The sequence below is a fragment of the Bradyrhizobium sp. S3.3.6 genome (assembly GCF_040546905.1).
Taxonomy (GTDB): domain Bacteria; phylum Pseudomonadota; class Alphaproteobacteria; order Rhizobiales; family Xanthobacteraceae; genus Bradyrhizobium; species Bradyrhizobium cytisi.
Map to the genome: position 1 here is coordinate 507656 of NZ_JBEPOT010000003.1, position 14015 is coordinate 521670.

The 14015-nt window shown below is 64.4% G+C and carries 13 protein-coding genes; 5 read left to right on the top strand and 8 right to left on the bottom strand.

The window, feature by feature from the left end; all coding sequences use genetic code 11:
- The first annotated feature begins 17 nt into the window (after positions 1-17).
- Positions 18-1889 (top strand): ferrous iron transporter B, encoded by a 1872-nt coding sequence (gene feoB, locus ABID59_RS11270; RefSeq protein ID WP_354083425.1) that lies wholly within the window; start codon positions 18-20, stop codon positions 1887-1889.
- Between the two features lie 316 nt (positions 1890-2205).
- Here feoB and ABID59_RS11275 read toward each other — a convergent pair whose 3' ends face one another.
- Positions 2206-2742 carry a response regulator gene (locus tag ABID59_RS11275; RefSeq protein ID WP_354083426.1) on the bottom strand — a complete coding sequence of 179 codons (537 nt, stop codon included), beginning with the start codon at positions 2740-2742 and terminating at the stop codon, positions 2206-2208.
- A gap of 54 nt (positions 2743-2796) precedes the next feature.
- Between ABID59_RS11275 and ABID59_RS11280 the strand changes: the two genes are divergently transcribed.
- Positions 2797-3030, top strand: coding sequence for a hypothetical protein (locus ABID59_RS11280; RefSeq protein ID WP_148754159.1), 234 nt, complete (start codon positions 2797-2799; stop codon positions 3028-3030).
- Between the two features lie 100 nt (positions 3031-3130).
- Here ABID59_RS11280 and ABID59_RS11285 read toward each other — a convergent pair whose 3' ends face one another.
- Together ABID59_RS11285 and ABID59_RS11290 are read right to left on the bottom strand one after the other, a co-directional pair.
- Complete coding sequence (locus ABID59_RS11285; RefSeq protein WP_354034192.1) at positions 3131-3394, bottom strand: cupin domain-containing protein; 264 nt, start codon at positions 3392-3394, stop codon at positions 3131-3133.
- 224 nt (positions 3395-3618) lie between these two features.
- Positions 3619-4212, bottom strand: a complete 594-nt coding sequence (locus ABID59_RS11290) for a TetR/AcrR family transcriptional regulator (protein WP_354083427.1) — start codon at positions 4210-4212, stop codon at positions 3619-3621.
- A gap of 95 nt (positions 4213-4307) precedes the next feature.
- Between ABID59_RS11290 and ABID59_RS11295 the strand changes: the two genes are divergently transcribed.
- Together ABID59_RS11295 and ABID59_RS11300 are read left to right on the top strand one after the other, a co-directional pair.
- Positions 4308-5048, top strand: a complete 741-nt coding sequence (locus tag ABID59_RS11295) for a 3-oxoacyl-ACP reductase family protein (protein WP_354083428.1) — start codon at positions 4308-4310, stop codon at positions 5046-5048.
- A 124-nt stretch (positions 5049-5172) separates the two neighbouring features.
- Positions 5173-5535, top strand: a complete 363-nt coding sequence (locus ABID59_RS11300; protein WP_148754157.1) for a hypothetical protein — start codon at positions 5173-5175, stop codon at positions 5533-5535.
- Between the two features lie 34 nt (positions 5536-5569).
- On the opposite strand, the gene ABID59_RS11305 is transcribed toward ABID59_RS11300, so the two are convergent.
- Together ABID59_RS11305 and ABID59_RS11310 are read right to left on the bottom strand one after the other, a co-directional pair.
- Entirely contained in the window at positions 5570-6118 is a 549-nt protein-coding gene (locus tag ABID59_RS11305) for a sterol desaturase family protein (protein ID WP_187435190.1), read from the bottom strand.
- The gene (locus ABID59_RS11310) at positions 6097-9480 is read right to left on the bottom strand and encodes an AAA family ATPase (RefSeq protein WP_354083429.1); all 3384 of its coding nucleotides are present in this window, start codon (positions 9478-9480) and stop codon (positions 6097-6099) included. The genes ABID59_RS11305 and ABID59_RS11310 overlap by 22 nt, the downstream gene beginning before the upstream one ends.
- Before the next feature lie 161 nt (positions 9481-9641).
- Here ABID59_RS11310 and ABID59_RS11315 point away from each other — a divergent pair, with 161 nt between their 5' ends.
- Positions 9642-10481 carry a class I SAM-dependent methyltransferase gene (locus ABID59_RS11315; protein WP_354083430.1) on the top strand — a complete coding sequence of 280 codons (840 nt, stop codon included), beginning with the start codon at positions 9642-9644 and terminating at the stop codon, positions 10479-10481.
- Between the two features lie 9 nt (positions 10482-10490).
- On the opposite strand, the gene ABID59_RS11320 is transcribed toward ABID59_RS11315, so the two are convergent.
- The 3 genes from ABID59_RS11320 to ABID59_RS11330 form a co-directional block, all read right to left on the bottom strand.
- The gene (locus tag ABID59_RS11320) at positions 10491-12173 is read right to left on the bottom strand and encodes a di-heme-cytochrome C peroxidase (protein ID WP_354083431.1); all 1683 of its coding nucleotides are present in this window, start codon (positions 12171-12173) and stop codon (positions 10491-10493) included.
- A 354-nt stretch (positions 12174-12527) separates the two neighbouring features.
- Positions 12528-12773 carry a hypothetical protein gene (locus ABID59_RS11325; protein ID WP_354034203.1) on the bottom strand — a complete coding sequence of 82 codons (246 nt, stop codon included), beginning with the start codon at positions 12771-12773 and terminating at the stop codon, positions 12528-12530.
- A 25-nt stretch (positions 12774-12798) separates the two neighbouring features.
- Positions 12799-13923: a DUF2336 domain-containing protein gene (locus tag ABID59_RS11330; protein WP_354034205.1), complete on the bottom strand. Its 1125-nt coding sequence runs from the start codon at positions 13921-13923 to the stop codon at positions 12799-12801.
- Between the last annotated feature and the right edge of the window lie 92 nt (positions 13924-14015).

The following is a 14015-nucleotide window of genomic DNA, read 5'->3' on the forward strand; positions in this document are numbered from 1 at the left end:
ACCGGACATCCGATCCCATGGAATTACCCCTTCTGCATCTCGCCCTGGTCGGCACGCCAAACAGCGGCAAGACCTCGCTGTTCAATGCCCTGACCGGCAGCCGGCAGAAGGTGGCGAACTATCCGGGCGTCACCGTCGAGCGCAAGGAAGGTTTTTTCGTCACCCCGCAGGGCCGCCAGGTCTCCGTCGTCGACCTGCCCGGCACCTATTCGCTGCGCGGCCGCAGCCCGGACGAGGAGATCACCCGCGATTTCGTGCTCGGCAAGGCCTCCGGCGAGACCTTGCCGGATCTCGTGCTGTGCGTGGCGGACTCGACCAATCTGCGCCTGACCATCCGCCTGCTGCTCGAGCTGAAGCGCACCGGACGGCCGATGATCCTCGTGCTCAACATGTTCGACATCGCGAGCCGACGCGGCATCAATGTCGACGTCGAGCGGCTTGCCAAGGAGCTCGGCGTGCCCGTGGTCACCTCGATCGCGGTGCGCAAGGGCGGCACGGCCGACCTGTTGGCGCTGACCGACGAGATCTCGGCGAAGCTCGCGGCCGAACCTGCCGAGAACAGCTGGCGCGCACTCAGCGTCGCCGAGTTGCGCGCCACCCAGCGCGAGGCCGATCGCATCATCTCGGACTGCGTCAGCCTGCCTGCTAGCCCCGACACCTGGACCGCGCGGATCGACGCGATCGTGCTGCATCCGGTCGGCGGCCTCATCGTGCTCGCGCTCATCCTGTTCGTGATGTTCCAGGCAGTGTTCGCCTGGGCGCAGCCGCTGATGGAGCTGCTGCAATCGGGCTTCGACGCGCTCGGCGACATCGTCCACGCCACCCTGCCCGAGGGCCTGGTGCAAAGCTTCCTGCAGAACGGCGTGATCTCCGGCGTCGGCAGCGTCATCGTGTTTCTGCCGCAGATCATCATCATCTTCCTGTTCATCCTGCTGCTGGAAGATTTCGGCTACATGGCGCGCGCGGCGTTCCTGATGGACCGCATCATGGGCGGCGCCGGCCTGCACGGCCGCGCTTTCATTCCGCTGCTATCGAGCTTTGCCTGCGCCATCCCCGGCATCATGGCGACGCGCGTCATCGACAACAAGCGCGACCGGCTGACCACGATCCTGATCGCGCCGCTGATGACCTGCTCGGCGCGCATCCCGGTCTACACGCTGATCATCTCCGCCTTCATTCCGGCCAAGGACGTCTGGGGCTTCATCAACCTGCAGGGCCTCGTGATGTTCGGGCTCTATACGGCCGGCATCGCCAGCGCGCTGATCGTCTCGTTCATGATCAAGTTCTTCATGCTGCGCGACTACGCGCCGGCGCCCTTCATGCTGGAGCTGCCGGACTACAAGATGCCCAGGCTGAAATCGATCGCGATCGGCATCTTCACCCGCGCAAAGATGTTCCTGCAGCGCGCCGGCACCACGATCTTCTCGATGATGGTGCTGATCTGGTTTTTGGCCTCGTTCCCGCAGCCGCCCGCAGGCGCCACCGAACCCGCCATCGATTTCAGCCTGGCCGCCATCATCGGCAAGGCGCTCGCGCCGCTGCTCGCACCTGTCGGCTTCAACTGGCAGATCGCGGTGGCGCTGATCCCGGGCATGGCGGCGCGCGAGGTCGCGGTCGCCGCACTCGGCACCGTCTATGCGATCGAAGGCGGCAAGGAAGCGGCCGAGCAGATCGGCCAGGTGCTGGCGACGAAATGGTCGTTCGCGACCGCGCTGTCGATGCTCGCCTGGTACATCTTCGCCCCGCAATGCGCCTCGACGCTCGCCGTGATCCGGCGCGAGACCGGAAGCTGGGGCTGGATGGCGGCGACCTTCGGCTACATGCTGGTGCTCGCCTATGCCGCGAGCCTTCTGACCTACAACGTCGCGGTCGCGTTAGGGGCGGGCTAGCGTCCCACTCGAAACTGAAATGGCGAAAACAACCCCATGCACAGTAGATTGGGGGCGCCGGGATGTTATCCGGTGGCTTTTGCGAAGCCGTTGATGCGTCCGAAGAAATAGACGTAGCCGGTAGGATGGGTAGAGCGAAAGCGAAACCCATCACGCTTCAGCTCGGAGGCAACGATGGGTTTCGCAAGAGCTCTATCCATCCTACGCACTCGATGCGCGCTACGGATTACGCGGCGCTTGACCCGTCGGGCAAAACAGGCGCACGATGCCATCATCAATCTTCATCGATATGGCGAGGATGTCGTGATCTACCGTATCAGGCGGTGATACTCGAATCGTCGGCAGCTCGCAGCGTCATGAGGGCCGCCACGAGCCGCTCGGGCTGAAACGGCTTTTCGAGCAGCACGCTGTTGGGCACGCCCTGTGACTTCCACAATGCAGCGTCAGCGCCGCTCGTGATGTACACGACCGGAAGGTTTGGATCCTTCTCTCGCATGCGCCGGGCCAGATCCCAGCCGTTCAGCTTGCCGCCCAGATAGACATCGGTCACGAGCGCCTTGTGATTTTTTCCGCGCGCTATGAACACCGTGATCGCCTCCTCGCCGGAGGCGAGGATGTCGGACGTAAAGCCAGCCTGCGCCAGCGCCATTTCGAGCACGCCCTGAAGCAGATATTCGTCCTCGACGATCAGGATCGAAGGCTGTCCCGACATGTTTGCCTTTTGCTGGCCGGTTATCCGAAGCGGCGCATGTTCCAATTCGCGCGCAATCCAGCACGTGGGTTTGGCATTCTCGCGGCAGACCGCATGAAACCTGAACAGCCATTCAAGAAAGTTTCTTGCCAGTTCCAGCAACAGGCGATGGCGGCAGAAGTTGACCTTTCGACGATGCAGAAGGAGGAGGAACAGATGAGGAAGCTGACTTACGCTATCGCGGCAATCGCAACGCTTGCAATCGGTGCCCCCACCATCGCCAATGCGGGTGGCGTCGGCGTCTATGTCGGCGGCGACCGCGACGATTATTATGGCCCGCGCGCACGCTTCTACGAGCATGACCGCGGCTGGCATCATGGCTGGTACCACCACGATCGCGACTACGACCGCGGCTTCGTGATCCGTCGCCATCACTGGGATGACGATTAAGTCATGCCAGCACGGTGCAACGAGGAGGCCTCGCTTCGGCGAGGCCTTTTTGTATCTGATGCGGAACAGCTGTCAGTTCCGCCGAGAACGGCGCGACGCTTCACGGCTCCAGCGTGTAGGGCCGCCCGGGTTCAAGCACATAGATCGTCAGAAAGCGGAGCGGACGGTCCGGGTCGCAATTGCGAAAGTGCGTATGTGGAAGATCCGCGCGGTCCTGCAGCGTCTCCCCCGCGCGATACTGCCGGGGCGCGTCGCTGCCATAAGCGGACTCGGCAACGCCTTCGACGATGTAGATCGCGCCTGCAACGGGATGGCGGTGAAGCGGAGCGACGCCGCCGGGCGGATAGGTGACCTCGACGACCATGAGCTCCTGATTGCCAGGCAATGGAAGGCGTTCGAGAATTTTGCGCGTGACACCGGCAAAGCCTGCTCGTTGCGCGCTTGCGTGAGCGTCTGGACCTTCAGCCATGGGGCACCTTTATGGTCGATCTGCCTCGTAGGATGGGTAGAGCGGAAGCGAAACCCATCACGCGGCGGCATGCTCGAACGCAGCGATGGGTTTCGCAAGAGCTCTACCCATCCTACGGACTAGTCCACACCCGGCCACGCCGCCATCGCCGCCTTGGCTGCACCTCTCAGTTCCGCCTGCGTGGCACCGTCCTTGGCCTGAATGGCCATGCCCTGGAAGACGCCGAGATAGAACCGGCTCAACGCATTCACGTCGGTCGCATCGGGCAATTCGCCGCTGGAGACTGCCGCCTCTAACCGCGCGCGCAGATTGTCCAGCAGCTCGAGCCTGACCTTTCTCACCTCGCGCGCGATGGTGGCCGGCCATTCGTCGCTGATGGCGCCCAGCGCGACCATGCAGCCGGCGGGCGCCGTGCGGGATTTCGGTAACGTGTCGGCCGCCTTAATCAGCAGATTCTCAACACCGGCCCGCGCGGTCGCCCCCTCCGCGAGCTTGTCCCAGACCGCCTGCCCGTCAGTCGCGGCGTAATGCTGGAACGCCGCCAGATACAGCGCCTCCTTGCTGTTGAAGGCCGCATAGAGGCTCGGCGAGCGGACGCCCATGGCCTCGCACAGATCGTTCATCGAGGCGCCGGCAAAGCCCTTGCGCCAGAACAGCAGCATCGCGGCCTCCAGCGCCGCCTCGCGATCAAATTCCCGTGGCCGTCCCGCCATGACGCCTCTTTCTGTAATGATCAACACATAATTCACTTGACGCGGCCGATCAAGATCCCAGATATTCTGTGTCGATCATTACAGAATAGGAGAGTATGATGACGCTGGCAGGAAAACGGGCCCTGGTGACGGGCGCAAGCAGGGGGATCGGCGCGGCCATCGCAAAGGCGCTCGCCGCGGAAGGCGCCGATGTCGCCATCACTTACGAAAAGTCGGCAGACAGCGCCGCGAAGGTCGTCGACGCCATCAAGGCTTTGGGTCGGAAAGCGGTCGCGATTCAGGCCGACAGCGCCGATGTCGCCGCCGTCCAGGCCTCGGTCGACAAGACCGTCGCCGCATTGGGCGGCCTTGATATCCTGGTCAACAACGCCGGCATTCTTCGCCTGGGCGGCCTCAACGACATCTCGCTCGCCGACATCGACGCGCTGCTGAACGTCAACGTCCGCTCCCCGATCGTCGCGAGTAAGGCCGCGCTGCCCCACCTCGGCAAGGGCGGCCGCATCATCACCATCGGCAGCTATTTCGCCGACCGCGTGCCGTCGCCGGCGCTCGGCGTCTACGCGGCGTCGAAGTCGGCGCTGATCGCGTTCAACAAGGCGTTGGCGCGCGAGCTCGGCCCCAAGGACATTACCGTCAATCTGGTGCAGCCGGGCTCGATCAACACCGACATGAACCCGGCCCACGGTCCGACCGCGGAGACGCTGAAGCAGTTCATGGCGCTCGGCCGCTACGGCGCGCCGGATGATATCGCGAATGCGGTGGCGTTCCTGGCAAGCGAGAAGGCGAAATACATCACCGGCTCGGCCTTGACCGTTGATGGCGGTGCGAACGCATAGACGACAGGGGCGTGACGGCCGGGCCGCGATTCGGCCCGGCCGGATTTTCTGTCCGTGCGCGCCTGCAAAAAATCCCACTCGAATTTGAATGGCGTTCCCGCGACCGACTGTTTATGGTCGGCTCATGTCGCGCCTCTTATGTCTATTTGTTGCTGCCATCCTGTCGCTGCTGCCGGTCGTTGCGCCCGCGGCGTCGGCGCCCAAAAAGCCCAAGCAAAGCTGGCATGGCTACGGTTTCCTGCCGGGCTATCGCCAGCCGCTCAGCAACAGCCAGCCGATCTTCATGCAGAAGAACGGCTTTCGTCGCTACGCGCGCGAGAACCAGCGCCCCTGGTATATCGATCCCGTGCCGAGCTATTACCGCTACATTGACGGCGAATGGCACTATTTCGGCCGGCCCGGCTTCGGCGGCTCACGCTACAATGGCGGCAGCTTCGGTCCGTGCTGGACCCGGACGCCGATCGGCGCGATCTGGAATTGCGGCTGATCCGTCCGTCGCAATTCAATCAGGATCGAGCCGGCTATTCAGAACAAAACGTTCCGAAGACGCGATCCCACATGCTGGTGACCACGCCGAAATTGCACGGCCGCTTGCCATAGTGATGGCGCGTATGGCGGCGCTTCAGGCGCCAGAGATAGCCGCCGCGCTTCACGGGGTGATGATGGATGATGTGGTGAAGCGCACCGAAATAGATGTAGCCCAGCATCAGCCCCGCCGTGACGGTGCAGGCGCTGCCAAACCCGACCAGCAGCCATATCGGCAGCAGCGATCCGCAACAGATCGATCCCAGGCTCAGCCACAGCGGCGAGCCGACCAACGCGCGCGGATCGGAATGGTGCATATCGTGCAACGCGGCCAGATAGGCCGGACCATGCAGGGCGAACCGGTGTATGACGTATTCGGCGAGGCTCCAGAGCAACAGCCCGCTTGCGAAGCCGATCGCCGCTTCGTCCCAGCGCAGCGGCTCCTTCAAGAGCAAAGCGACCGCGACCAGCGCGGCACTTGCCAGCGGATAGAAGACGAAATCGGCAAAGTACAAGAACTTTTTCAGTCGCATGGGTTTGCGCATGGGCTGGTCTTGCTGGAACGCTCCATGGCCGCCCGTGCTTCGAAAATCTCCGGCAACTCCTGTGCGTTGGCGAACATCCCGATCACCGGACCGAGGACGCTCCGCGCCTGCGCATCCGTTCCGCTCGCCTGATACAGTCTGGCAAGCGAAAGGGCTGCGCGCAGCTCGTACGTCGCGGTCTGCTGCGCCCGCGCGGCCTCGATGGCCCGCGTGAACGCCGCCTCCGCGGCGACGATATCGATGGGATCCTTGCGCAGCAGCAGCTCGCCGCGCCGGCGCTGGATTTCCGGGGTGAACCATTCCTGTCCGGTCCGCTCCACCTCGACGAGCTGTTCGTCGAGGATCGCGAGCGCCTCGTCGAACTGTCCTTCGCCGGCCTTGGCCTCCGCGAGCAGCGTCCAGGTCAAGGGCACGTAGAGCCCGGTCGCCATTTTTCCGACCAGCGGCAGCGCGATGGAGTCCTCCATCTCCCGGAGCCCGGCCGCACGCTCGCCGAGACGGCAACGGATCCAGCCGTTCCAGAATTTACCGGCTCGCGCGTAGAGCAGAAGTCCGTGCTCGCGGCTGAGCTCGATCACGGCATCGACATGCGGCCTGGCGCCTTCAGGGTTGCCGCGCACCGCCTCGAGCACGATCTTGTGGAAATGCGTGTAGACCATCGTCGCGACATGGCCGCTATCGGCCGCGCGGCGGATCGCCTGCTGCGCCAGTTGCTCGGCGCGATCGACTTCGCCGAGCGGCCACAGCACCAGCGCGAGGTAGATCGCCGCAGCGATCCCGCAATCGTGGCCGTACAGGAAGGCCAGATTGCGATCGTGCTCGTCGCGGTCAATCGCGAGCGCCTGCTCGAGATGCTGCCTGGCATCGACGAAATTGCCCTCGAACCAGCGCGTCATGCCGCAGACGCGATGCGCGACCCCCGCCTCCGGCGCATCGGGGCGGTCAGCGGTATCATGCAGGAATGCCTGCGCGAGCTCCTGCATCGATCCGAGCTCGCTGCGAACGAGGCTTCCGACCCACAGGCCGTAGGTGGCGGCGAAGCGCTCGGGCGCGCCCTTGAGGCTGGACGCGAGCTCGCGGGCGCGTGCGAACGCGACCGACGTCTCCGGCGCGCCATAGCCGCGCGTCGCGATCAGCGCGTTGCCATAGGCGATCTGCAATTGCAGCCGGCGGCTCTGTCCGACCGGGCTTTCGCTCAAGCCTTCGGCAAGACCGATAGCCTTGGTCAGATGCGCGATCGCCTCGGGATAGGCCGAGCTGCGCAGCGCGCGATCGCCGGCCTTGCCCCACCACTCGACGGCGTCCTCGACGAGACCGGCCTGCGTGAGATGATGCGCGGCGATTTCGGGCGCCGCTGCGGCGGCGTCCGGGAATTTCTCCTGGAGCACGGCTGCGATCCGCTCGTGCAATCGCCGCCGGCTGCTCCTGAGTAGGCTCTCATAGGCAGTGTCCTGCACCAGCGCATGCTTGAACGTATAGACGGCTTCGGGGGCGGCCCCGCTGCGGAAAATCAACTCGGCGGCTTCGAGCTGGGCGAGCCGGGCATCGAGCTCCGCATCGTCCTTGTCCGAGATCGCACGCAGCAGCACGTCGGAGAATTCGCGGCCGATGACGGCGCTGACCTGCGCGACCTCCTTTGCGGGCCCGAGGCGGTCGAGCCGCGCCATCAGCGAATCCTGGAGCGTCGCGGGGATCGACAGGCGCGGCAGGCTGCCGGCCATCCTGTAGCGGCCCCCCGCCCCCTTTTCGAGAACGCCCATCTCCAGCACCGTGCGCGTCAGCTCCTCGACGAACAACGGGATGCCGTCGGTCCGGGTCGCGATCTGCGTGACCAGCTCGGAGGGGACCGCGCGGCTTCCGATCACCTCGGCGATCATGCGCTGGACGTCGGTCTCCTTGAGGCGTCCGAGCTCCAGCGTCGTCAGATTCGCCGGGCCCATCCATGGCAGCGCGAATTCGTCGCGGAACGTCAGCACGAGCAGCAGGCGAAGCTGGTCGGCAAGCCTGACCGCGAGCCCGAGCAGCTCGAGCGAGGTCGCGTCGGCCCAATGCAGATCCTCGACGATGCAGACCACCGGTGCCTCGGCGCACAGGCGCTGCAAGCGCTGGATCAACGCGGCAAGCGTGTTGCGCCGCAGCTGCTGTGGCGTCCAGTCGAGCGGCGGATAGCGTCCGTCGGTGGCAATCGAGAGCAGGTCCGCAAACAGCGGCACCAACGTCGGAGTCTTCAGATCAGTGCGCCCGAGCAGCGCTTCCAGCTTGCGCAGCCGCTGTGCATTGCTGTCGCCGGCGCCGAGCTTCGCCGCCCGCTGCAGCTGCGCGATGACAGGATAGAGCGCGCTGGCGCGATGATGCGGCGAGCACTGATAGCGCAACCGGATGTGCGGCTCCGCCGCGATCCGCTCATTGAGGAAATGCGCCGCGAGCCGCGACTTGCCGATGCCGGGCTCGCCGGAGATCAGCACGACCTGGCCCTGGCCGCGCCAGGCCCGCTGCTTGCACTCGGCCAGCCGGTCGAGCTCGTGCTCGCGGCCGACGAACCCGGCGAGGCCTGCGGAGCGGTAGGCTTCGAAGCGGCTCCCGAGCGGCGATGGACGGTCCACCGCCCAGACTTCGGTCGCCTCGCTGAATCCCTTGATCGTGCGCGTGCCGAGCGCGCGCAGCTCGAACAGATTGCCGAGCAGCCGGCGCGTCGAGGACGCGATGATGACGGTGCCCGGTTCGGCGAAGGCCTGCATCCGCGCCGCGAGGTTGGGTGTCTCGCCGATCACCTCGAGCCGGCTCGAGGCGCCTTTTGCGAAGAGATCACCGACGACGACCAGTCCGGTGGCGATGCCGATCCTGACCTCCAGCCGCAAGCCCGGCTGCACGGCGATGGCCCGGACTGCGGCGGTGATCTCGAGCCCGGCGCGGACCGCGCGCTCGGCGTCGTCCTCATGGGCCGACGGATAGCCGAAATAGGACAGGATGCCGTCGCCCACCAATCGCGAGACGATGCCGTCATAGCGCGCGATGATCGCGGTCGCGGCCTCGCGATAGGCTTGCAGGATCTCGCGCATCTCCTCGGGATCGAACTGCTGCGACAATGCAGTCGAGCCGACGAGGTCGCAGAACATGATCGTGAGTTGCCGGCGCTCCGCGCCCGCGTCGATCTTCGGTGCGAGCAGACGCGCCTTCGGAACGTCGAGCTCGACAATCGAACGCAACAGCCTGCGCCGGTGCCCCAGCACGACGCCCATGGTCGCGAGATCGCGATCCGTAATCTCGGAAAGGATGTCGAAATCAATGCCGTGGTCGGAAAAGGACTTCAGGTATTGAGGGAGGCCGACCTTCTCCAACCAGGCAGCAACCTGCCCAGTCATCGCGCGGAGTCCAGCATGAATTGTACTAAACCTAAAGTATATCCCCGCTCGGAATGAAGTCAATCGTGGCAGGCAAGCGTCGCCATTGTTGACGCATTGAGGGCCTTGGCTCATGCTTTATGGTGGAAGCGTTCCCCATTTTCGCGCGAGAGTATTCATCCGTGAAGCAGGATCCGTATCCGACAGCGGCAAACCCGATCCATTCGGCCGTCGTAAAACTGTTTTATTCGCGCGCGGCGCGCCAGCTTTTCACCAACGCCTGGTACTCGCTGCTGAGCAACCTCGACAGGGACGCCGCGATCCGATTCCTCAACTACGGCTATGCCCCGCTGAACGGCGAGCAGGTCGCGCTGCAAGCCGCCGACGAGCCCGATCGCTACGCGATCCAGCTCTATCATCACGTGGCGTCGGGGTCTGCGATTGCGGGCAAGGATGTGCTGGAGGTCGGAAGCGGCCGCGGCGGCGGCGCGTCCTACATCGCGCGGTACCTCCATCCGAAGAGCTACACCGGGCTCGACATCTGCAAGCCGGCGATCCGCTTCAGCAAGGCGCGCTATGCCGGCCAGGACAATCTCGCATTCCGCGTCGGCAATGCGCTCAGCCTGCCGTTCGCGGACGAGAGTTTCGACGTCGTGGTCAACGTCGAGAGTGCGCAGCATTATGGCGACATGGGCCGCTTTCTCGAGGAGGTCCACCGCGTGCTCAGGCCGGGCGGTGCTTTTCTGATGGCGTGCTTCGAAGACCGCTCGAAGGACGTGTATCCGCGCGAGTCCCTGGCCCGGTCGCGCTTGCGCCTCGTTCGTGAGGACGACATCACCGCCAATGTGGCGCGCGCGCTGGAGCTCGACGGCGCGCGGCGAACGGTGCTGGCGGACGAGATCGTGCCGCGGGTGCTGCTCGGCGTGTCGCACGAGTTCGCCGGCATTCCGGGCACGCAGCTGCATGCGTCCTTCGCCGACGGCACCTGTCCCTATTATTGCTTCACCTGCCGCAAGGACTGAACCGCGCGCTCAGAGTGTCTTGAGATATTCGATCAGTGCCTTGCGATCATCCTCGGTCAGATCAGTTCCGTAGATATGCCCGGCATTCGAGTTGCCGCGCACCGTGGTATCGAACAGGAACGCGCCCGGCATCTCGGCCTTCATGTCGTATCCCACGATGTCCGGATTGAACTCCCAATTGCCGACATAGAAGGTCTTCGGCCGCTGCCCTGGCGGTAGCAAAAGGTCATTCAACGACGGCACCGAGCCGTTGTGCAGATAGGGCGCCATCGCCCAGATGCCGTTGAGCGGCCTTGCCCGGTAGGCGAGCGGCGCCCTGTACTGGTTTGGACGGCCGCAATTGATCTCGGCGGCGCTGGCCGCGTTATCCTTGGACCGACCGATCCATTGCGCGGCGATGTTTCCGGTGAGAACCTCGGCGGCCTTGTAGTTGGACATCGCGTCCGGACCACCGATCTTCGACAGCGCGATCTTGCGGCTGTTGAACGTCGTCGCCTGCTCGGGATCGGTGCCGATCTTGCGGAGATCGACCAGCGGGACCTGGATCTCGCTGCAGGCCCCGGAAGCCGCTTCGACAGGGGCGGCATCGTGGCAATTCGCGCACGCGCTGACATAGACGAGCTGGCCGCGCAGCGCGCGCTTCTGGTCAAGTGCACCGAGAATGGCTTCCGGCCAGCGCGGCGAGCGCAGATCCATCAGCTTCCGCTGCCCCCAGACGACATTCTCCATCTGGACCCCATGCATGACGTCGGGCGTGAGCATCGTCGCGTCATGCTTGATGGGCGCGAGCACACCGAGCGCTTCGACGATGTTGCGCGTCAGCGGCTGACGGATCGAGGCGTTGTACAGCACCCAGTTGAAGCGCGGCGTGTCCCACAGCGCCGGATATCGCACCGGCGCGGTCAGGTGCGCATAATTCCTGGTCTCGCCGGTGTCCGACGGGGCGGTCATGAGCCTGAAGGGTCCGGCGAGAAGCTGGTTCAAGCCGGCGCCGTGCGCGTCCAGCCTGCCCGCCCCGCCCGCCGTATCGCCGGAGTTTCCACCGACGACCTGGTTGAACTTCGCGGCCGCCTGCAAGACGCCGCCGAAGCATTGCAATCCGCTCTGCACATCGGCAGGGGGCGCCTTCACCCGCGCCATGAAGCGCTGTCCGGCCCCGTCCTGATTCTGCAGGACCGCCGTGATGGACCCGACCAGCTGTCCGACGAACGCGTCGATATCGATGTGGGAAGGACCGCCCTCGATGCGGATCTGCTGGCCGCGGTAGCTGACTTGCCCGGTATGACAGCCGGCACAGCCGAGGCCAAGCCAGTTGCCTTTCCAGCACGCGTGCCTGCCGTCGGGAAGGTCGACCGGGGTGCTGTAAAGACCAATCGCGAGACCATCCGGATTGTTGGTCGGGCTGACGGGTTCGGGGAGGAAACCCAGACGCTGCAAATTCTCGGGCGCCTTGATCAGCGCGGTTTGGCCGGAAGGCTGCCCCGGCTGCTCCAGCGCGACGAACCATTCATAGGGGATCAGCGCCGTTCCCTGCGAGATGAAATGCCAGCGATCGGCGGTCTCGTCGCTCCAGCCCTGTTGCAGATGGACGGGACCATCCGGCGCGGGCTTGTCTTCAGCCGATGCGGCCATGAAAGCGGCAAGAAGGGTGGCGACGGCAATCAACGGTACGCGCACATCAAATTTCATCATTGGCTCCAATTATTGTGAAGCGCTCAATCATGACGGCATGAATGCCGTCGCTAAATCGCAATCAGCAATCGTGCGCCACCGATGGCGCTACGCGCAGCACCAGAGGCCTTCCAGATAATTTCGTGTTCCAGATATTTTCGAGCAAATGACAATGCGCAGCGAGCGCATGCGCTCGTGCCGTACCACCAGCAAGGAAGACACGCCGCCCCATAGCGACCGCTCCGAACCCCATTGCCTGCGGCCGCACTTCCGGCGCCCGCAAGTACAGGCTACATCATGTCAGATATAAGCGCAAAGGTAGAGATGGGGCATCAGGACGCGCTGCCGGGCAGCGATACTGCGGTTTCTGCGCCGTTACCGGAAATACCCCAACACGAGATCGGTATCCGCGCTGGCGGCGACCTTGCCGTTCAGCTCGGCGTCGATGACGCGGCGGCTGGCTTCGATCGCGGCGTGGTCGCCGAGATCGTTGGCGGCTTCCAGCACGAGCCATGCGGCGTCGACCGTGGCCTTCTCCGGAGCCGATCCGCCGGTCTCGGCGGCGAGGTTCTTGGTGAGGCTCTTGGTCTTGCGAACTGCGGTGCCGAATTGAGGCAACATTGCAAATACTCCCTCGATGTCCCGTTCAGTGAACCTGGAGCTCGGGCTGACGACCCGTCGCGGGATCGGTGCCGGCGCTGTTCTTGCGCGACTGGTAGAATTTCAGAATGCTGCGTGACGTCTCGATCTTGAGGCGGCCGAAATCGCGCTCGTTGTCGTGGAGCTCGCGCGCCGTGATCAGATGATCCTTGGCGCCGAGGAACAGCAGCGACATCGTCGTGTCCCAGGAAAAGTCGAGCGCCTTGCACAGCACCAGGATCATCTCGCGGTTGCGGTCCATCAGCGCCCGCTCGATCACGTCGACCGGCAGCGACGACAGCAGCGACAGGCCGATCTGCACCTCGTCGAAACGGTGCTGGCGCGCATAGTTCGAGATCGAGACCTGGTTGAGGTTGCCCTGCCGGTACTGCGTCGTCACCACGCGCTTGGCGACGAAATAGCTGCGAGAGGACGGGCCGAACTTGGACTGCAAATCGCCGGTGACCCCGGTCACCGAGCTCTGGATCTGCGACATCATCTCGGGGCGCTCGGTCTCGAGCCGGCGACGGACGTCCTCCGACGCCTTTGAGATGAGCTGCTGGAAGATGTGGCGCGGCACGTCCTTGCGCAGGCCGAGCTGCTCGGCAAGAATTGAATCGCCCTCGGCGCGCCGGACCATGTGCAGCAGGCCGGAGCCGGAGAAGCGCGCGCCCTCGTTCCTGGCGACCGAGGTGACAACCTCCTGGTTACCACGCTTGACGAGCACATCGGTCACGGCCTCGCCGATCGCATTGCGCTGGGCGATCGCGAGCAGATGCGCCTGCCCCTTGGTCATGGCGCTCTCGACCAACACCTTCTCGTCGATCCGGGTCGAGTCGCGCAGCACGGGACCCGCGACCTCGATCTCGTCGTCCAGGGCGAGCTTCTCGATGACGTTGAGCGGCGCATGATCGCAACCCGCCATCAGTTCGGAGAGCTGCGCCCGCGCGGCGACCTCGATCTCATCGGCAAGCCGGCCGATGACCTCGCCGAACATGCTGATCTCGTCGTCGACGTAGCGACCGGTGATCAAAAGATCGGTCGCGTGCCACAACGCCTTCGCCCGGCTTTCATCGGTGCCGCGCGCGATCGCGTCGTCCAGATCCTGTAGAAGCGATGGTGCCCCGTTCATCTCGATAACCCCAGTTCTTGGAATCTAAGTTCTTGGAATCTAAGTTCTTGGCGAGCCGTCCTACTTGTGCGGGCGGGACTCCGAATTCCTCT